This window comes from Paenibacillus rhizoryzae (assembly GCF_059686995.1).
In genome coordinates, this window is sequence record NZ_JCAALT010000020.1 from 1 (window position 1) to 20253 (window position 20253).

Genomic DNA, 20253 nt, shown 5'->3' on the forward strand with positions numbered 1-20253 from the left:
CTCATTGTTCAGTTTTCAAAGAACAAATTTCATGTTCTGGTTTGTTGACCCAGAATCAGATCTTATCATACTTCGAAACATAATTGCAAGCTTTATTTTTCAACTTGTTTTTGTTTCGATCACCGCATCCCTGAATCTCTCAGCGGCGGAATTAGAATATACCATGATTGGCAACGCACTTGCAACAGGTATTATTTTACAATCCATATAGCCCATAACAAATGCGCGCCCGCGTGAACAAGCGCGCATCCATGATGTCTTTCAGTTCTGCATTATTTCCATTCTTCGCTGCCTTGAAACGGCATATGGCGAGTTTCATCAAATTTAGGGAACGGCAAGTAATCATTAATACCCGGAACGGCTTTGCCGCGCAGCAAGAACGCCGAAGGCCACTGCGGTACTTTGATTAACGTGCTGGTCGGGATGTAGCGAATCGTCAATCCGCAGCGGCGCAGCGGGGAGTGATTAGCTTCAGAGCCGTGAATGATGCTTGGGTGATGGACGGATACGCCGCCTGCACGCAAGATGAGATCCACTGCTTTCTCCTCTTCCACCAAAGCCGGATCCACTTCGGATTCCAGAACATTGGCTGTTGTCGTGTTGGCCTTCATTTCTTGAAGCTCCATCGTTTGCGTGCCCGGGATTACTCGCAGACAGCCGTTCTCAGGCAAGGAGTCATCGACTGCTAGCCATAATGTAACGACATTCATCGGTTCAAGCGGCCAGTAGCTGCCGTCTTGATGCCAGAGAACAGGGCGGCCATCAAATGGCGGCTTACTAATATAGTGGGAAGCAAACAAAGCGATATCCGGACCAATGTACTGCTCTGCGATATCGAGCAGGCGATCATCGCTTACAAGGCGAAGCCAGAACGGGTCATCCGCCAATAGCGTATGGCCAAGATTCTCCGGGCGAAGTCCCGGGTTCTTCTCCATCAGCCACTCCACATGCTGCTTGGCTTCTTGAATCAGTGATGCATCGAGAACTTCCGGATAAACGGCATAACCGTCACGATCGAATTTTTCTTTTGCCAGCTTTAATTGTTCTTGGGACATTGTTGGATCCTCCTCATGAATTTGAGAATAACTACTCGGATCAAGCTTCTTGTACAGCTTCCAGATAAATTCGTTCGTCAAACCCGCCGCGCTTTGCGGATTTCTCCGCTCTTATCGTTTCCAACTGCCCGGCATTGAAGCCATGAACACGTGATAGCGCATGAAGGAGCTCAAGAATATCAGCCAACTCTTCCAGAGCACTCGCGTTATCCTCCGCCTCCAAATACTCGTGGAGCTCCTCCGATAATTTAAGGCGCAGTTCTGCGTGATACGATGCTTCATCCAGAATACGAGTCGTGCAAGTTTCGCCGTTGTTTGCGATGATTTCCGGAATACGGTCGCGTACAAGCTTATTGTATGTAGGCATACAACGACTCCTTCGTTAGTAAGTAATCATGGTAAGTAATCCTCACTTCGAGCCTATTATACCGTGATGAGGGCACAGAATAAAACAGCTTCCGGATAAAAATCAGCACCGTCGCAAGGCTTGTGCCCCATGCGGATTCCCGGCTCCATGCGTACGATAAAACATCGGGATTCCATCGTGGGAGGAACAGGCGCATGAAAGTGGTTGTAACAGGAGGGGCCGGTTTTATCGGCTCGCATCTCGTAAATGGTTTAGTTGAACGCGGAGCGGACGTTCATGTCATTGACAACCTCTCGTCAGGTTCGGTGGAACGAGTAGATCCGAAAGCGATCCTTCATATAGAAGATGTTCGGTTCGGAAGAGCAAAACGAATCATAACGTCCGTTAAACCGGATGTCGTCTATCACCTCGCCGCGCAAGCAGATGTACAGCGCTCTATCGCACATCCGAGCAGAGACGCCTCCATTAATGTCGGAGGTACGATTAATATGCTTGAAGCCTGCATACTAGCCGGCGTACGCAAGCTGATTTTCGCCTCCACATCCGGGGTATACGGCAATTTGGAAAGGGATCGCATTACCGAGCAGGATCCCACGGATCCGATTTCGTTCTACGCAATGTCCAAGCTGACAGCTGAGCGTTATATCCGACTCTATAGCCGCTTCTATGAATTGGGATATACCATTCTTCGCTACGGCAACGTATACGGTCCAGGTCAAACGGCCAAAGGCGAAGGCGGCGTCATCGCAAACTTCATAGAAAGAACGGTGAAGGGCCTGCCGCTTATGATCAATGGAGAAGGACTCCAGACTCGGGATTTCATCTATGTAGGGGATGTCGTCTCGGCTAATCTTGCCGCAGCATCACGCGGGAATCTTGAAACGCTGCATGTAAGTACAGGGCTTCGGACGTCGATCAATCACTTGGCTGAGCTGCTCCAAGACCTTCACCCCAGCGAAATTGAACTGCTGTACCGTCCGGCTAAACCGGGCGACATTATGCACAGCTGTTTATCTTGCGAGCGAACACGTCACACGCTTCAATGGGAGCCGATCACCAGCATAGAGCGTGGCGTCGGTGAAACGTACCGATTCTGGACAGAATCGTGAAGCGAAGCACATCCAGCAACTGCGGCAAAAATAACAACAGCCTCGTTCTCAGCTCTGAAGACAACCAGAGTGATGAACGGGGCTGGTTTATTTGCTCATGGTGCATAGACGAATCCTTGAAGGGAGAACGGACCCGTAATTCGCGCACGCGTATCGTTTGATCGGACAGTCAAGTAATAGTGCCGCTGCGGAACAGTTCCTCCGAAGGTCAGTTGTTCTTTCGTTCTGGCTTTCATGAAACAGGACTCCATATTCCAATAGACAACCGCACCATCCGGACTGTCTTCTCGCAGCATGATTTCCATCTCACCCGAGTCCCAGCTCATGATATCCGGATTCTCCCACCCAACCTCAAACCGCAGTACCAATCGGTCACCCGGCAGAATGGAAGTAAGCAATAGCGAAGTGAGAACCACTTGCTCGGGACCGACGAGAATGGGCACAAAGCTGCCGACATCTGCACCACTTTTATCCGAGTATTTCATGCCGAACATTCCTTTCCTATTCCTTAAATGATTTGCAGCAAATGCACGAATGCCTCTCCTTAATCCAGCCGATCAAAGTCCTTCTCCGTCAATGTCGCGATCACAGCGCCTTTATTACGAAGCACGGCTTTAATTCGCATCGGCTTATACGTCGAATAGTTCGTCACAACCAGCAGACTGAACGGCGCATAGTTCGGCGTCAACGGAGGCAATTCAATCGGTTTTCGCGATTCCATCTCCTGCAGCGTCTCGTAGAATAAAATCCCGTTATTATAGACGTGCACGAGACAATCGAATACCTCCTCGCCGTCATTGACGATCGACCACGAAATAAACTCTATAAACCGACAATCAATTCTCGCGAAAGATGCGGCATCCAGCCGAAATATCGCCATGTACTCCCTCCTCCGCACGTCTTCCTTCTATTATCGTATGAGAAGCTATGGCAAACGTAAGGGCATAACCGCCCCGAACAGCCACCCAAAAACAAAGGTCACGCATCCATTTGTCCAAGCGGAATCCCTATCAGAAGCATTAACTAAATAGAGTCTATCTACGAAAGGAAGGATGTGTGGACGATGCAACTCGTAGACTTGAAAGGGAGCTACGACGCCATCTACAGCCTCGGCGATCTTTGTTTGCCGGCCATTCAAATGGAGCTTAATGAGATTCGGCCATTCGCAGGTCCGCTGGACTGGATGCAATCGCAGAACCTCGCCGATGTCACAAGACTGCTTCGAAACCGTTTCGCCCGCTTCATGGATTACAGCCATTTGGAGGTCATCAGCAAGGCAAGCGAGAAGCTGTACTACGTCAAAGAGACCGAATACAATGTGTTCTCGAATCACGACTTCTACACCCACAACAATTTTCCGCCGGAGTTAAACGCTTATCCCGAGGTGAAAGCCAAATACGACCGAAGGGTCGCGCGTTTCCTGGAAAAGGCCGCTTTGAGCGAGCAAATTCTATTCATTCGTACAGAAGCAACCGTCGAGCAAACGAAGGAATTGACTGGCGTTCTTTCGGCTATGGTAGCAGGCAGTTATCGTCTGTTGGTTGTGAATCATGCACCGGTAAGCGGTATCGTCGAGCAGCACTGGCCATTGCCGCATGTATGTGCCATTCAGCTGCCGAACGAGGAAATATGGCATGGGAATGATCAGCTCTGGAAAGAGATTTTTCAGGGTATCGTGCTCCGTGAGGAATAAATGAGAAAAGGGCATCCTTATTGGATCGCCCTTTTGCTGTTATGGCTTCTTCTGACTATCGACCACTGTTGAAAGCACAGGCCAATCGGGCAGCTTATAGTCGTCCGCCTTTCTAAGCCCGGCTAATATTCGGTTCCACACCTCATAGTCCACCATGATCCCGGGATCCGGCGTTTGATCGGCGAATATACGATTGTATAAATCGCCTTTCACCATGAATCGCTGGTTCAGCATGGGTTCCCACCTCGCTTCTCGCTGTTACTTCTTCATAACCGATTGATACACATCAAGTACCCGCTCCACCATCCTATCCATCGACCAGTGGGCAGTGCCCCATGCTCTTGCGTTACGTCCTAGCTGTTCTCGGAGACTGTCATTTGCAAGCAGCAGCCCCAGCTGCTCCGCCAGCTTAACCGAATCCCGCACGGGGGAGATCAGACCCGTCACTTCATGCTCAACCATCTCAGGCAAACCGCCTGCAGTCGACACCAAGGAAGGCAGCCCAGCCACCTGTGCCTCCATCAAGGAGAAGGGTTGATTATCTTGTATGCAGGCATGAACAAAAATATCGGACATCCGAAGCAGTCCGGGGATATCGTCCCGAACCCCTAGAAACAGGACATTATGCTGGAGTTGATGGGCCGCAGTCAGCTGCTCAAGCTCAGCCCGCTGTTCCCCATCCCCCACGATCCAGCACACCCAGTCCTGCCGTGTCCATTTCAGAATGCCGAGCGCAGCAATGAGAATATCGATTCCTTTAACGAATGAGAGACGGGCAGGGCATATAATGATTTTTTTACCCAGTGGGCGCTGCATCGTCGTTCCTTTGCTTGCCTGCCGCTCGAATGCATCAATGTCGAGGCCATATGGAAACACCTTTATTCGCGCTTCCGGCACTCCGAACGTGTTTACCAGCAGCTGCTTCTGCCACTCGTTCGCCGTCAGCGTTACATCGCCCGAGTTCGCGCCGTAATGCTCAATGCCGTTAAAATAATTCCAAGCCGGCGAGTTCTCCGCTACGCCTAACTGTGGATTTAGCCGATAGTTCATCGTCACTTCGATCGCGACAGAGCCATGAACATGTGCAACCAGCGCCGTTCTGGGAGACTTCACCCGGCCGAGCGCCCTAGCGGCAAAAATATCATGCGTATGGATAATGTCATATTGTTCAAGCCCAAAATAAGCAGCTCCCAGCTCCAAATAATAGCGTTCATATTCGCAGTGCATCACATAGTGATCCACGTGAATCTGCGGGATACGAGACGCGTTCAGCTTGGCGGAGATTAGAGGACGCAGTACTTCCTTGGCAATCTCCTTGTTTAGTCCGGGCATATGCACTTTATCGGGACCGTTGCCGAGCAGGTCCACTTGATGTCCCATCAGCTCGAGCCGCTGCTTCAGCTGCGTCATATACTTCCAAACGCCGCCAACATGCGGAACCTGCCAAAAGGTGGCCAACAGTATCTTCATGCTGTCCTCTCTCCCTGCATCCGTTAGCTGCCGGGACAGCTGCTCCGGCGCGGAAGTGGTCATACGTTGTCGTAGTACCATCATATTAACGAGACATTTCAAGAGGCACGACGGTTGAACCCCGTCAATGATCTATTTACTGGGTAGCTGCGAGATTTGTATAGCAAAAAGAAACCTGCTCCCCTTATCGGGGAGCAGGTTTCTTCATATAGAGGCGACTAGATTATGCCTCAAGCAGCTTGTAAATCACTTTCGCGCTTTCGGCGCGTGTTGCATTACCTTGCGGTTCGAAGCTGCCGCCTGTCTTGCCATCGAGGAGGCCCAGCTCCATTGCCGCTTCGATCGATGCCGCAGCCCAGCTGCTGATGGCATTCGCATCGGAGAAGTTGTTCAGCTCAGCTGCGTGATCAGCTGTCTGCTTGCCATGCTTCACTTCATAAGCGCGCATGAGCATGACCGCCATCTCTTCACGCGTAATCGTGCCGTTCGGCGCGAACGCCGTTGCGCTGCGCCCGTTCACGATGCCCGCTTCAGCTGCAGCCGCCACGGCAGGCGCGTACCAAGCGCTTGCCGGTACATCAGCGAATGCAGCCGTCTTCGTCGCTTTGAGCTCCAGTGCACGCACAAGCAGTGCTGCGAACTCAGCACGGGTAATGCTGCGGTTTGGCTCGAAACGTTCAGCGCTCGTACCGTTCATAATATGCTTCGCCGTTAAATCACCAATCATCGCAGCCGCCCAGTGAGTCGCGGACACATCTGCGAAGTGCTTCGTGAACTCCAGTACAGCGTAGCTGGAGAAGTGAGAAATCTCCACGGTCAACGTACCGTCATCATTCAGCTTACCGCCGACAAACTCAAGTTGACCGTTATCTGCGATATAGTAGATACCGATCCGCTTCGTATTGGCATTAGCCTTCACCTTGAAGGTAAGCGTAAGCGGTTGTGCAAACTTGCTCAATACCGTCTTTTCCTTGCCAGCCGCGTCTACAAGCGCGAGGCGGAAATCGTAAATATCCGATGCCGCGTTCAGCTCAGCTGTGCCATCTTGCTCGGCTTTAGCCAGAAGGGCTTGTTTCGCTTGCTCCGTCAGCGGCTGCATTTGAAGTGTAATTTGCCCACCACCGTTAGTCGCGCCGTCAACTTGCTTGACTAGCTCGTTCAACACGCCGGTTGGAACACCAACTTTAACATCGCCTTGGTTCACTTCCAGTGACTTATTGCCGAGAAGTTCTGCCGTATTAAGCGGCAATACGAGCTGACTCTTGCCTTCCGTGTCGATCGTCACTTTGCTGCCTGCTGCTTTGCTGATTGCATCTTTCAATTGTGATGGTGACATTTGTTTGCTATCGGTAACTACGGTTACAGAGCCCGATCCGCCGGATGAAGGCGGCGTAGGACTAAGATCGCCTTCTCTGGTAATCGTAAGCTTAAGCGTCTTCGTCGCTTGTCCCGCACGACCTGCATCGGTATACCACGGCAGTGCCAGTGTTTCCGCACTCGGCTCAATATGCAGCGTGAAGTTATTTTCACCCACTGCAAGCGGCAAGCGCTCGACAAGCACATTCCCCGCTGCATCCATATCCGCTGCATCAATCGGCTCGCCGTTGACGGTGAAGTTCACGCCATAAGGTACGTTTGCTTTTAGCGTGAAATCTTCTTCATCCGTCGTATAGACAATATCATCGCCGTAGGAGATACGCGGCATGGTTACGATCATCGGCATATCCACCCAGCGCAGAACGTAATCGTCCACAACCATCGTGTTGCCCCCTTGGTTCTTGATCGTCAATTGCATATTCGTATCCGTCGAGGAGTACGCGTAATTGCCGGCATCCTCGGTGTCATTAGCCTTGCGCGTATGCGAAGTCAATGCCTCCGTCGACCAAGCTCCACGTGTGTATTTGTATTGAATGGATTTGCCGGCCATCATCTTGAAGCTGTATTCCACCACATCGCGAGTCGTTGCTCCGCTTGGTACATTCAGCTTGTTGCCCGATGCATTCCAGCCATTCAAGTCGCCTGCCAAGAAGATATCATCTTGAACCGGCGTGTAGTTGGGGAGATGAACGCGCAGCTTCACATCCACCATGACAAGCTTCGGTGTAACCGACTTCTCCTCGGAATAACCGCGATTATAGGCGTTGTCCACTGCTGCTACTTTGTACGTATACGCCGTATCATTGCTGACCGTAAAGTCCACATACGAAGAAACCGTAGGGTCTACAACTGCAATACGCACGAATTCCGTATCCGCCTTCTTGCGATACACTTCATAATGATGTGCCGCTTCTTCAGACACTGCCGCAGTCCAGTTCAATTGAACGCGGTTCGACTCCGTCATAATATCAGCGAGCACAGGTGCTTCCGGTGCCGTCGTGTCCCCATTGTCTGCATGTACATCAACACTCTGCTGCGTGGACTCCGTGTAAGTATCGCCATTGTCACTTGAAACTTTGGCGAAGTAATAGTAGGCACCTGCTTCGATCGGCTCAAAAGCTGCCCAATACACTTTCTTCCCGTCTTGCGTGTCCTGCTTATAGCGCAGCTTGGTTTCTACCGCTTCGGCTTTGTTTGAGCCTTCTTGGTAATAAGCAAGGCGTGCAATCAGATTCGGCGCTTCGCTGCCTGCATAAGCTGCGTTATCCGTAAGTCCCGGAACATCGATGGTGACTTGGATTTCGGAGGTTTTGCGGCCTACGCCAAGCGTAACCGCGTCAGATTGCTGCGTAATCGCTACCCCATTCACCGCAAAAGAAGGCGTCGCCGATGCATACTCGCTCAGCAGACTCTCCCCGCTGCCCGTAACGGCAGTCACGGTGTAGTAGTACTTCTTCCCATTCTCCACGTTTACATCGGTCCACGTGTTGCCTTCTGCTTGGCCGGCCAACTGCAGCTCGGCACCCTCGATTGCTGCACGGTACACATTGTAGCCCGTTGCACCTTGAGCAGCATCCCATGTCAGCGCAACTTCGCCGTTACCGCCTACTGCAGTAAGGTTCTGCACCTGCGGCACAGTAACAAGCTCAGTCGTTGAAGTCAGCATCAAACCGCTCATTGCTTTAACTGTAAGCGAGATTGTGCCTCCCGTAACCGTACCTTCAATCTCACTGCCCAGCTGATCTGCCAGTGTGATGCCTTCAGGCAGGAATCCGGCTACATTGGCTTCAATTGCTACATCGGTTGTACCGCGATTCACGACAACTAGTCCTGCTTGATTGTCCGTCTTGCGGGCATAGGCGATTACATCGCCTTGGTTGTAGGCCGTCTTCAGCTCACCTGTGCGGAATACTTCATTGTTCTCACGGATGTTGGCTGCTTTCTGATACGTATCAAACAGGGTTGCGTACTTGCCAACTCCTGCATATTCGCCATTGGAACCGGAAACGCGCTCCCACGGGAATGTACGGCGGGAATCCGGATCTTTCGTACCGGTCAAACCAACTTCATCCCCATAGTTGATCGTAGGCGCACCGGGATAGCCCAGTTGGAAAATCGCCGTTAGTGCTTGCATCTGGAGCGCTTTGTCCGACGCATCCGGTGCAATGGCCAAATGCTCTTCTTCCCACTCCGGTTTATCGTACTTCGTAATGGAACGAATCGTATCATGGGAATCTACGAGGTTCAGCATCACTTGCCATGCTTCTGCCGGGTAATCCTCGCGAATGGACTCCAGTGCATCGTTGAACTGCGCCGCATTGCCGCTGATAATGAAGCTTTGCAGGGCAGCGCGGAAACGGTAGTTCATGACGGAGTCGAACTGATCTCCCAGCAGGAAGCGAGTTGCAACGCCCCACTCTTCGCCCAGAATGATCGGGTCCGGAATGGTATTGCCATTGCTGTCCACGCGGCCGGCTGTCGATTTCACCGCTTTGCGGAACTGCTGCCATGTACCCGAGGACACATCAGGCGCAACGTCCAGTCGCCAGCCGTTCGCCCCCATCCACTCCCAGCGCTGCGAGTTCGCGTTTTGCATCAAGGAATCTGCGTCTTCGTCTGTTTTGCCGCTTAGGTCATGTCCGATGACGAGATCACGATACCCTGGCACGTTCCACTCATGGTTGCCTTGAAGGGCATCCGCATCGCCGGCTGCTGCTTGCGGCGCATCCACAACCGGTAACGAATCGTAGCCCCACCAGCCTTCGTATTTGTAGTGTCCGTCTACTTGCTCGTTGGAAACGGTAAACCAAGTTGTAAAGTCGAAATCATTCGGATACGCATAATGCTCCCCTGTAGCAGGATTAACCTGAGCAGTGAACGCATTGATTGTCTGTTGCTTGGCAGCTTCAAGCGTAGCGCCGTCCTTATTCACTTTGTCATACACTTTCGCCCAGAATTCGTAAGCGCCGATCTCCGGATATTTCTCATAGCGGTCAAAATATATCGAGTCATCGCCGACATGGTTGAACACGCCGTCCACGATCAGCTTGATGCCCATCTCGCTTGCTTTCTTCGTGAAAGCCGTGAATACACGGTCGGAAGCAACGCGCGTTGCTTCATAATCCAGTCCTGATGCCGGATTACCCGGTGTATTGTAGACCGGCTCGCCAAACATCGGATCGAGATGCTGATAATCCGTCGCATCATATTTGTGATTGGAAGCCGCCCACGCGACTGGGTTGAAGTAGATGACATTGACGCCAATGGACTTTAGATAGTCGAGCTTCTGCGACGCGCCTGCAATATCGCCGCCGTAGAACTCATTTGTCCAGAGGTCATCCGAAGTCGCTCCCGGGAAATACGGCTGCTGCTCAGGTGTCGTCCGATCCGGATTCTCCGGTACATCGTTCCATGATCCCCACACCTGATCCGGAGTAGGATCATTCGTTACGCCGCCATCAAAATATTGCAGCTTATGACCGTTCTTCTCTGTCAGCGTCTCGCCTGGGAGAGCTGCGCCGCCGCGATAGCCATCTACGATCTTAGCGCGGTTGTTGGAAGCATCCCCATCGAAGAAACGATCGGGGAAGATTTGATAGACGACCGCATTCTTCATCCAATCCGGCGTCTTGAAATCTTTGTCATACACAGTCAGATCGTATGGCAGTACGCCTTCATCCGCAGAGGCGCCGCTGCCGCCGCGTGATCCATCGTCCCCATATTCCACTTTCGCAGGGCCGTCGATCAGAATGAATTTATACCCCCACACGCCGATCCCTTGGAACGCAGAAGCCGGAATCGTTACTTCCCAATAATCCTTCTCGTCAAAAGAAGTCGCTTTGCGCATATCGAATGCGGAAGCCAGTCCTTGCGGGTTGCTCAGCTCGGCGCGCACCACTTGTGCGTCTCCTGCTTCCGTTGCGATGCGGAGCGTTACCGCCTCGCTGCCTTCTTTAATCGCGCCAAAAGGTTTCTTATAGGTAACCGAACGGGAGTCAAATACCAGCTTATCGCGATGAATCATGCCATCGAATTGACTGTCCGCCGGTTTATAGTCCGTCGTAATCGTGCGTTCTGCTAGAACAGTCGTGAATGTCACATCCGCAGGATCCAGTGTTTGCAGCGCGAAGTTGTCGCCGCCTGAACCGTAGTTGTTCGCATCCCAGTTATTCCCTTGCACCACTTTCATTTCGTAGCGTGCAGCCGGAAGCGTGCGTTGAAGCTTGAAAACCGATCCGTCGAAATTATAATCCACGAATAGCTGCTTCGCTTGATCCGGTGCCCATTCGGACTCGCCGAATACGGATTGAATGCTGCCGACAAGCCGCGGCCATTCCGCAGAGCTAAGAGCAAGTGTATACTGCTGTGCACCTGCGACGTTCGGCAAGCTGATGCGCACTTGGCCTAACTCATCATTGAGATAGAAGTTGACTTTCGTTCGCTCAGTCAAAGTGAATTCGATGTTGTTGCCGTTGTTGGAATAACCGTCCCACGTACCTTGGTGCACGATTTTAAAGGCATATTGCCCTGCGTCCAGCACAGTGGAATACGCATAAAACTCACCAACAAGATGTTTCATCCGTGTCACGGCCGAATCGTTACTCCAGCCTTGGAAGGAGCCTACTACAACCCACTTGTGGTTGCCGCCCGGCTGCTCCACGAAGGTATCCGCTTGAATCGCATCCGCCCCGGCCTCGTCTGCATTCGCTTGCTGGGGAAAGAAGCCTACAATCTGTACAACCATAAGTATGGATAGAAGAAGTGCCCATATACGAGTTTGACGTTTGCCTTTCATGGTTATCATTCCATTACCTCCCTAAGTTAAAATGACTGACGATGCTGTGCTCCTTGAGTCGATGAAAACATGAAATTTTGCGCAATCGTTTGCGCAAATACCCATAGAATCCCCTTTCTGCCGATAAAAAGAGCTATCCCCTGAAAGAAGAGATAGCCGGGTTGTTCCGCTTCGGATCTCGAAGGCCGGAAAACATTGCCCTTAAATTAGCAAGAATCAGCATAGTTCTTTGCCTTTATCTTAGTATGAAAACGCTTTACAGTCAATGATATCCATTAAGGAAAATCATTGGCGAAAATCATGCGGAGCTCGTAGCTTATGAATCGGAAAGCGCAATCGTTTGCGCTAACTCCTATAAAAAGTGAATATTTCTTTATTTTGGCTATATGATTTCACCCTTAGCTTGTATGCAAACAAGTTTCTCAAGATTGTGTTAAAATTTCATGAATTGTGTTGTATATTTATACATACTATTATATAATTATCCGTAACAAGATCATAAGGGAGGACCCATAATGTCACTCGTAGTACGCAATGTAGAGTTTGAGGATGTAAACGGCCTAACAGCCTTAATGCATAATTATATCGTGGACTTCTATCGGAAGGCATGGCCGGGAGATCGCGTTGTTCGTCAGTTGATTCAAACCTTGCTCGAGAAACAAGAAGGCATTCAATTCGCAGCGCTTAAAGATGGAGAAATGGTCGGCTTCGCCACGCTCTATTTTACATATAGCACCATGAAAGCCGAACGGATCACCGTTATGAACGACCTTTATGTCATGGAGCCCTATAGAGATACACAAGTGGAATCTCTGTTGTTCCTCGCTTGCCAGCGTTATACCCATGATCTCGGCTATGCGCGCATGTCCTGGATTACCGCCAAGGACAATACCAGAGCGCAATGCTTCTTTGACAAAATGGGCGGCGTGCAAGATGAGTGGGTCAACTATTCGATCGGATAAGGACGGTTGCCGTCCTTTGCGGCAGAGCTGCGCGAATCGTTAAAAAAAGCCGCACCCCTCAACGGGATGCGGCTTTCGCCATTCTATAGGGAGATGAACGAACCGCCGGCATCTGCCGACTTCTGCTCTGCTTCAATAATATCCAGTGTGCGCGCTGCGCTCTCAGGCGTACATACCGTAATCGGTTTATCGTTCGCCAGCGAATCGATGAATGAACGGATCTCGAAGTAGTACCCCATATCATCGGATAGCTCCGCTATGAAGCTTGGCTCCTCGTTCGGATTGACCTTCACCTTGTTGTCCGCGAAGATGAGGTTCCCGCCTTCGAAATTAATGCGGTACGTCATCTCGAAGCCGAAGTCGCCGCGTAGCGTCCAGTCTGCTTGTGCATTCAATACAAGACCACTGTCGTATACATAGTGCGTCGACACGATATCATAGGCGCTGCCCGGAATAACATTGCGACCTATTGTAGAAACCTTATCCGGCACACCGAACAGCCAGTGAACCATATCCGTATCATGAATGTGCATGTCGAGCAGACAGCCGCCGCTCTTGCTGCCATCTAGGAACCATTCTGCCGGCAGGCCTGAGCCGCGGAAGAACGAGCCGCCCAGCGGCTTACCGTAACGTCCATCCTCGATGCATGCTTTTGCATATTCATAGGCCGGCCAGAAGCGCAGACATTGACCGATCATGAGTTTCTTGCCTGTGCGTTCTGCAGTCGCTACCATTCGCCATGCATCCTCGGCGGTTCGAGCAATCGGCTTCTCGCACATGACGTGATAGCCTTTCTCCAGCATCATACAAGTGATATCGGCATGAAGCCCGGTCGGCAGCGTGATATCGATCATATCCAGCTCTTCACTCGCGATCATCTCTTCAATATCCGTATAGAGATTGAACGGATCAAGGTTGTACAGCTCTTGATTCGTCGCAATATTACCGATTGCTTTGCCGTCCTTCAATTCCTCGATGCGCACATCGCAAATGGCTTTCAATTGAACCGGCGCGCCTTCTGCCATAAGCCGTGTATAATTGTCAAAATGCATACGTCCCATAAAACCGAAGCCGATCAGACCTACCTTAATCATGCTGCTTCCCCCTTTTAGTTGTTGCCTCGTCCCAAAATGGCATCCATCGCACGGGATGTGTTGTAAATGATTTGCTCACCATGGTGCGTGTAACCCGGAATCATCTCTGCAATGACATAGTTGTTATAGTCGATCGCGCGAAGTGCCTCCACTACTGCAGGATAGTTCACATCACCGGCAAGCAGATCAACAAATCCGTGCAATCCGCCCGCTTGTCTGCGGTAGTCTTTGAAATGCACTTTTTTGATACGTTTGCCCAGAATGCGTACCCATTGCTCGGGATATCCGTTGCTGACGACGTTACCCACATCGAAGTAGGAGCCGACATAATCGGAATTAACGGTGTCGATGAATGTCCGCAGCTCCAGCGGGGAAAGCAAGAACTTGTTCCACACGTTCTCGATCCCGATTGAAACGCCCGCTGCCTTAGCATCAGTCGATAGCGTGGTGACACATTCAAGCGCGCGCTCATAAGCACGCTCGTAGTCGACTACTTCACTATCCGGGATGAAATCAACGCCTACTGCTCCTGGAATAACCAAGATTGTATCGACGCCAAAAGATGCAGCAAGCTCCAATTGCTTGCGTGTAATATCCATTGCTTTCGTGCGGTTAGCCGCAGATTCGCTTGTCATGGAATAGGACCAGTATAGCCCCGTAGCAAGACCGCAAATTTCAAGATCCGCCTGCTCCAATCGGGACTTGATGTCACGAACCTCTTGCTCTGTAGCTTCCAAACTTAGCTCGCCTGTTTCGTTCAAGGACAGCTCGATTCCTTCGAATCCAGCGTCTTTAGCAATGCGTATCGATTCGGCAATCGTCGTCCCTTGTGGAAAAGACCAAATGTTAACTCCCTTTTTCATCAGGCTTGCCTCCTAAGTGATTTGTATTTTTCCTGTTTATTGCTTGGACCTCATCATTTATAATGAAACTGCCAACATTAATCAAAGTATAGTAGAAATAACGAGAAAAATATTTAGCGGAATCAGATATAATTTAAACTTTTCCGAGATCCTATCCGGTGAAGAAGAGTGAGGTTCGTTCAGATGGAGCAGCTGTATGCAGAAAATCGTCATCAACTTGCCCACGCCCATTTTCGCGAGTGGTCGCCAAGCATCCATTATGCCAAATATCAGAGCCTTCCCCCGGGGAAGCTGCCCAAACGGCGACTCTATGACTACGAAATTCTATATGTGAGTCAAGGGGAAGCCGCGACGACGATTGGGGAAACGCGATATGAATGGAAAGCCGGACAGCTGATCTATCTGCCAGCGGGCTTGTTCCATCAGAACGAGGTTGTCTCCCAGCCAAACGCCCAATTTCTCGGCATCCACTTCGATTACTTCGATGAGCTCGAAGTTGGCTCTGACGAGGATATGGTTGTGAATGAGGCGCACCCCCTGGCGGAGAAATTTTGCCGCGAGGCTGCGAACGAGACCTTTCCACCGCTATCGGAGCAAATTATCTATACGCCCTCTTTGCTCTGTGTGCAGCTTATGGAGCAACTAGTCGAGGAGTTCACTGCGCGTCCTCCCGGGTATGAGCTGGCTTGCAAGGCGCTAATGCTGAACATTCTGTCGCAGCTGCAGCGTTCCAGATCCACGCTCCATCAGCGTGCGGCCGATACGGTTCACGGCCAGCGTCTGTTATCCCTCATGAAGCAGATGGAGTCATCTCTGTCTGAGGCGTGGAGCAACAAACGCTTAGCCGATTTGCTGCTCATGAATGAGGATCACGCGGCGAAGCTGTTCAAGCAGGTTGCCGGACAGCCGCCGGGTGAGTATCTGCGCTCTATTCGGCATCGCGAAGCCCGCAGGCTGCTCCGCGAGACCGACTTATCCGTGGAAGAGGTCGGCGAACGCACGGGCTGCCCCGACATCCACTACTTCAGCCGGCAGTTCCGCAAGCAGGAAGGGCTGTCGCCGAGTATGTACCGCAAGCTCTCGCGGGTACTGTAGGGGGAACGTCCGCGTCCGGCGGAGTCGGGGGGCGGGGGGCGTGAGAAGTAGAGAGTTCGAAAGTTGGACTCTCAGCTCTGAAACCACTTCGATTAATGACTGAGAGTTCGAAAATCGCACTCTCAGTCTCCAAACTAACTAATCTGTACCCTCATGAGATGCTGAAAGTTCGAAAGTCGAACTCTCAGCGCAGAAACCATCTTGATTAAAGACTGAGAGTTCGAAAATCGAACTCTCAGACCCCAAACTAACCATTCTGTACACTCCTGCATGGCTGAAAGTTCGAAAGTCGAACTCTCAGCGCCGAAAACACTTCGATTAATGACTGAGAGTTCGAAAATCGCACTCTCAGTCTCCGAACTAACCATTCTGTACCCTCTTGCGTGGCTGAAAGTTCGAAAGTCGAACTCTCAGCGCCGAAAACACTTCGATTTATGACTGAGAGTTCGAAAATCGCACTCTCAGTCTCCGAACTAACCATTCTGTACCCTCTTACGTGGCTGAAAGTTCGAAAGTCGAACTCTCAACGCCGATACCATCTCGATTAACGACTGAGAGTTCGAAAATCGAACTCTCAGTCTCCGAACTAACCATTCTGTACCCTCTTGCGTGGCTGAAAGTTCGAAAGTCGAACTCTCAACGCCGAAAACACCTCGAAAAGAGGCTGAGAGTATTAAAATCGGACTCTCAGTCTCGCGGTTTATTGGGTTCGGGTTCGGGTTCGGGTTTGGGGTTCGGGGTTCGGGGTTCGGGGTTCGGGGTTCGGGGTCGGGGTTCGGGGTTCGGGGTTCGGGGTTCGGGGTTCGGGGCTGCAGCTTGCGATTGGGGGTTGCAAATGGCGGTTGGTGGTTTGGGTTGGGTTCGGAGAGGTTGACGTTGGGGTTTGCGGTCGAGGTTGAGATCGGCATCGGAGCGCTAACGAACCGTACAGCCCTTATTCGAGCGAAATTCGCTCCAAATTTATTCTAACGAACCGTAGAGGTCTTATTAGGAACAAATGGTGCGAAAACGAGCAATTCAACACCAAATAAGTCCTGCAGGGTTCGTTAGAATTTCAAACCTAGCTATTTGGCTGAAATAAGACCTCTGTGGTTCGTTAGAGTCGAAGCCCAACTTGGCGAAGCACTGCGCGCCCACCCGCCCACACAAAAAAAGCTGCCCCACAAATCGCGTAATCGCGCTTGTGAGACAGCTCTCCTTCCAACTATGAACCGTTGGCACCGCCGGTGCCTTCGGGATTCTTGGTTCCTTTGCTCTTGTACGGCTTCGGAGCGCTTTTCTTCCGATTCTCGGCAGCCTGCCAGCGGTTCCAGCCTTTCTTGCCCGTGCCGCGGCCTGTGCCGCCGCCTTTACTCTTGGTCATATCAACTAGCCTACCTTCTCGAAAGCGATGCCCACGTGCTCTCGAGCCACTGATCGAAATCCGCTTCTTTATCGCCTTCGTAAATATCGTAAACGTCGGATCTCATCTTCTTCAGCTTCTCTTTGAACTCTTCGTATGTGTGGCCATCCGGCAAGCTCTTCTTGATCCGCACCAGAATTTTGTTCAGGCCTTTTACCAGTTCGCCTGTCTTGCGAGTTGGCACTTCCACCTCTTCGCCAAGCTCCTTCAGCACACGCTGAGCGGCCGCTTGCACTTGATGCACCATATCGCTTTGCGCAATTCGCTTCAACAGCAGAGTAGCCTGCTCCTCGCCTAATTGCCCAAGCTCCTCAACAGCACGAAGGCGTTCACGCCAGTTCGACGTACGGCCTGCGGCTTTCTTCAATTCTTCATAACTAACGGGTTGTTCCATTACTTCTTCTTCGGTATGTTCCAATTTCGATCAAGCTCCCTCGATTAACTATTCTATACACGCTACTAGAATGATTCAGGAAAGTCAATGCTTGGCTTGTCCGAATAGCCGGATTGCTTCGCATTCATGCGATATTGACTGGGCGTTAAGCCATAGGCCTTCTTGAATTGGGTGAAGAAATGGCTCCGACTCAAGAATCCCGACTTTTCCATAATATCCGTTATCGTATCCGTGGATGTCGCAACCAGCTGACTGGCGTACGCGAGCCTCACATTATTGATGAAATCCGATACGGACACAAGCCTATGCTTCTTAAATAGTTTACCCAGATATGGGGGCGACAGATCCACCTCATCCGCAATGTAGTCGAGCGACAGCGCAGGATTCGCCAGCTCACGGTGAACAATCTGATTCACCATATCGAGCAGCTTCAAATACTTATTGTCTTTCTTGGCTTCGAGCTCCTGTGCCAAACTGTCAAACAGTGCGGAGAAGTCGGCCATGATCTGCTCAATCGTTTCCATCTTCTGCAGCTTCATGAGGTAGGCGTTAAAATGAAAATCCACCTTCATCGCATGATTGGTTTCCAGCACCTCAATGGCATGCCGAATGAGCAGCAAAATCCGAATAAACATAGAGCTGAGCGCCGAATAGCTGTATGCCGATGCATCCTTAAGCATGGCGGACAGTGCTTCCTTCGCCTCTTGAAAATGCCCCTGGATAAGCGCCTCCTTCAATTCATCATCTTTCTCCTGCGATGATTTGAAATCATCCGTTCGGACCGTAATGTGCTCGCTGAAAATCATACTTTCATGACCGTAAATCAGTCGGTAATAGGAGAGGTCGAGCGTCTTCAAATAATGAAAATTCAGCTGGGATACCGTTTCGAACGGTTCACTGAATGTGACCGATACGGCAAGACGCAGATACTGTTTCGTATGCTGCTGAATCTGCTGCATCCATTCAACCAGCGCCAGCTGCTCGGAAGGTGCGCCAAGCGAATCTACATTGAGCAGCAGCATGACCTGATCCTCTTCAAGCTCCAAACATTCATGGGCGGCCTTCTGCTGCATCAGCTCAGTAACAATATTGACGATGCCAAACTTTAATAAACTCCGGTCCCCTCTGCTATATGTCGCGCAGAAGTCCGAGAAGTGATCGATTTTGAAGAGCACGATGAGAAAAGCTGCAGAAGGATCAAGGGAAATATCGTATTTGAGAAATTGCTTCCTTAATTCGTCCGCAGACAGCGGCCCCTTGGAATGCATGATTTTGCGCAGAAACTGCTGCTTCCGATCGTAAGACTCGCCCCGCTTCTCCATCTCCAGCTGGTTATATTTCTGAATGACGAGGGACATCGGGACGACCAGTCTTCGAGAGAAATAGAAGGTGAGCAGTATGCTGCCGACGATAAACAGGACGACGAACAGATACGTCTTCTGCTTCATCCGTTCCACATCTTTGACGATGTCGTGATACGGCGTAATACTGACGAGGTTCCAATCGAAGGCATCCGTACTCGTATAAGTAACAAACGAATCGACGCCATCCACATTCATGCGGAAGTTCCCGGCCCGCACCTTAGAATCATTGATGCGCTTGATATACGGCTTGTCCGACAAATTCGCCAGCAGAGGATGCGTCTGATCTGCCGACAGCAGCATGCCTTTACTATCGGTGACGAAGATACGGCTGCCGCCGGCATCGTTCTGCGAATGGATGCTTTGGCGAAGCCACTCCTCCGATATATTCAGAATGATCGCTTCATTGACTTTGCCGCTCGCAACTTGGGAGTCAAAGAACAAATACGAATAAACGTACATATCCTTGACCGCGCCCGTGGCGATGCCGGACATGATGTTCGGAATTTTGCGCAGCACGATGCTGTGCGAAGGGTGGTTCTTAATGTCATCGAGAATCGGGAAGATGCCTTGATCATCAAAGGTTGTGCGGTCATAGATGAATTGTTCACGGGGGACGGCATAGATTTGCTCACCGTTGTAGATATAGATGGATTGAAGGAACGGATAAATATTTTTGTAGGATTGCAGTTTAATCTGGTACTTCACGTAGTCATCAGAATCGATATCCGAGTAAAGCAGGTCCGTAATAATGTCATCGAAGAAAGCCGTTGTCGACACCGATCTGGCCGTCTGCTCAAGCGTGCTTACATTTCGGCTCGTGTATTGAAGGTCGGCGAGCTGCTCGCGATAGACCTGTTTCAAGGCGAAGTTCTCGAAATTCCGGCTCAATAAGGAGGATTGAACGAAGAGCAGCAGCACAGTACTGACCAGGAAGGGAAGCAGGATCGTCAGAAAGAGCTGAAACGGGTTCTTCAGAACAAATTTCTTGAACATTTTGTATGCAACTCCTCTACCTCCAAGACTATCACACAACGCGAAAATGATTCAATTCGATTTGTATTTTGACCTCAAAAGCCTCTTTTCAGAACAAAAAGTGATTTTGAGAACTGCTCCATTCGTTCGAAAGCGAACTGAAATGACATTTTAGAAATTGTCAGCACCCACTCTGTTCAACTATGATCAAATCAGCTCTTGAGAACGTTTACATTCTTAC

General features: G+C 50.7%; 17 protein-coding genes. 5 read left to right on the forward strand and 12 right to left on the reverse strand.

Features of this window, described 5'->3' with window-relative positions:
- The coding region (locus tag AC6ESO_RS29840) for a hypothetical protein (RefSeq protein WP_497094515.1) at nt 1–211 on the forward strand (211 nt) is incomplete at its 5' end.
- 61 nt (nt 212–272) lie between these two features.
- Here the strand turns inward: AC6ESO_RS29840 and AC6ESO_RS29845 are convergent.
- Together AC6ESO_RS29845 and AC6ESO_RS29850 are read right to left on the reverse strand one after the other, a co-directional pair.
- Entirely contained in the window at nt 273–1055 is a 783-nt protein-coding gene (locus tag AC6ESO_RS29845; RefSeq protein WP_497094516.1) for a phytanoyl-CoA dioxygenase family protein, read from the reverse strand.
- A gap of 40 nt (nt 1056–1095) precedes the next feature.
- Nucleotides 1096–1422, reverse strand: coding sequence for a nucleoside triphosphate pyrophosphohydrolase (locus AC6ESO_RS29850; protein ID WP_497094517.1), 327 nt, complete (start codon nt 1420–1422; stop codon nt 1096–1098).
- A 194-nt stretch (nt 1423–1616) separates the two neighbouring features.
- Between AC6ESO_RS29850 and AC6ESO_RS29855 the strand changes: the two genes are divergently transcribed.
- Nucleotides 1617–2531, forward strand: coding sequence for an NAD-dependent epimerase/dehydratase family protein (locus tag AC6ESO_RS29855; RefSeq protein ID WP_497094518.1), 915 nt, complete (start codon nt 1617–1619; stop codon nt 2529–2531).
- A 95-nt stretch (nt 2532–2626) separates the two neighbouring features.
- Here AC6ESO_RS29855 and AC6ESO_RS29860 read toward each other — a convergent pair whose 3' ends face one another.
- Both AC6ESO_RS29860 and AC6ESO_RS29865 read right to left on the reverse strand, forming a co-directional pair.
- Nucleotides 2627–3025, reverse strand: a complete 399-nt coding sequence (locus tag AC6ESO_RS29860; protein ID WP_497094519.1) for a hypothetical protein — start codon at nt 3023–3025, stop codon at nt 2627–2629.
- Nucleotides 3026–3075: 50 nt separating this feature from the next.
- Nucleotides 3076–3411: a hypothetical protein gene (locus AC6ESO_RS29865; RefSeq protein ID WP_497094520.1), complete on the reverse strand. Its 336-nt coding sequence runs from the start codon at nt 3409–3411 to the stop codon at nt 3076–3078.
- 183 nt (nt 3412–3594) lie between these two features.
- On the opposite strand from AC6ESO_RS29865, the gene AC6ESO_RS29870 reads away from it, so the two are divergent.
- Nucleotides 3595–4224 (forward strand): DUF1796 family putative cysteine peptidase, encoded by a 630-nt coding sequence (locus AC6ESO_RS29870; RefSeq protein ID WP_497094521.1) that lies wholly within the window; start codon nt 3595–3597, stop codon nt 4222–4224.
- Nucleotides 4225–4263: 39 nt separating this feature from the next.
- Here AC6ESO_RS29870 and AC6ESO_RS29875 read toward each other — a convergent pair whose 3' ends face one another.
- From AC6ESO_RS29875 to AC6ESO_RS29885, 3 genes are all read right to left on the reverse strand, one after another.
- Nucleotides 4264–4458 carry a hypothetical protein gene (locus tag AC6ESO_RS29875; protein ID WP_497094522.1) on the reverse strand — a complete coding sequence of 65 codons (195 nt, stop codon included), beginning with the start codon at nt 4456–4458 and terminating at the stop codon, nt 4264–4266.
- A gap of 24 nt (nt 4459–4482) precedes the next feature.
- Nucleotides 4483–5694 (reverse strand): glycosyltransferase family 4 protein, encoded by a 1212-nt coding sequence (locus tag AC6ESO_RS29880; RefSeq protein ID WP_497094523.1) that lies wholly within the window; start codon nt 5692–5694, stop codon nt 4483–4485.
- 223 nt (nt 5695–5917) lie between these two features.
- Nucleotides 5918–11875: an alpha-amylase family glycosyl hydrolase gene (locus AC6ESO_RS29885; protein ID WP_497094524.1), complete on the reverse strand. Its 5958-nt coding sequence runs from the start codon at nt 11873–11875 to the stop codon at nt 5918–5920.
- Nucleotides 11876–12381: 506 nt separating this feature from the next.
- Between AC6ESO_RS29885 and AC6ESO_RS29890 the strand changes: the two genes are divergently transcribed.
- The gene (locus AC6ESO_RS29890) at nt 12382–12828 is read left to right on the forward strand and encodes a GNAT family N-acetyltransferase (RefSeq protein ID WP_497094525.1); all 447 of its coding nucleotides are present in this window, start codon (nt 12382–12384) and stop codon (nt 12826–12828) included.
- An 83-nt stretch (nt 12829–12911) separates the two neighbouring features.
- Here AC6ESO_RS29890 and AC6ESO_RS29895 read toward each other — a convergent pair whose 3' ends face one another.
- Together AC6ESO_RS29895 and AC6ESO_RS29900 are read right to left on the reverse strand one after the other, a co-directional pair.
- Entirely contained in the window at nt 12912–13922 is a 1011-nt protein-coding gene (locus AC6ESO_RS29895; RefSeq protein ID WP_494822246.1) for a Gfo/Idh/MocA family oxidoreductase, read from the reverse strand.
- A 14-nt stretch (nt 13923–13936) separates the two neighbouring features.
- Nucleotides 13937–14785 (reverse strand): sugar phosphate isomerase/epimerase family protein, encoded by an 849-nt coding sequence (locus AC6ESO_RS29900; RefSeq protein WP_497094526.1) that lies wholly within the window; start codon nt 14783–14785, stop codon nt 13937–13939.
- A gap of 183 nt (nt 14786–14968) precedes the next feature.
- Between AC6ESO_RS29900 and AC6ESO_RS29905 the strand changes: the two genes are divergently transcribed.
- Nucleotides 14969–15880 (forward strand): helix-turn-helix domain-containing protein, encoded by a 912-nt coding sequence (locus AC6ESO_RS29905; protein WP_494822248.1) that lies wholly within the window; start codon nt 14969–14971, stop codon nt 15878–15880.
- Between the two features lie 1204 nt (nt 15881–17084).
- On the opposite strand, the gene AC6ESO_RS29910 is transcribed toward AC6ESO_RS29905, so the two are convergent.
- The 3 genes from AC6ESO_RS29910 to AC6ESO_RS29920 form a co-directional block, all read right to left on the reverse strand.
- The gene (locus tag AC6ESO_RS29910) at nt 17085–17243 is read right to left on the reverse strand and encodes a DUF3934 family protein (RefSeq protein ID WP_091225646.1); all 159 of its coding nucleotides are present in this window, start codon (nt 17241–17243) and stop codon (nt 17085–17087) included.
- A 10-nt stretch (nt 17244–17253) separates the two neighbouring features.
- Nucleotides 17254–17676 (reverse strand): HEAT repeat domain-containing protein, encoded by a 423-nt coding sequence (locus tag AC6ESO_RS29915; protein WP_420831263.1) that lies wholly within the window; start codon nt 17674–17676, stop codon nt 17254–17256.
- A gap of 65 nt (nt 17677–17741) precedes the next feature.
- Nucleotides 17742–20033, reverse strand: coding sequence for an AraC family transcriptional regulator (locus AC6ESO_RS29920; RefSeq protein ID WP_497094527.1), 2292 nt, complete (start codon nt 20031–20033; stop codon nt 17742–17744).
- Between the last annotated feature and the right edge of the window lie 220 nt (nt 20034–20253).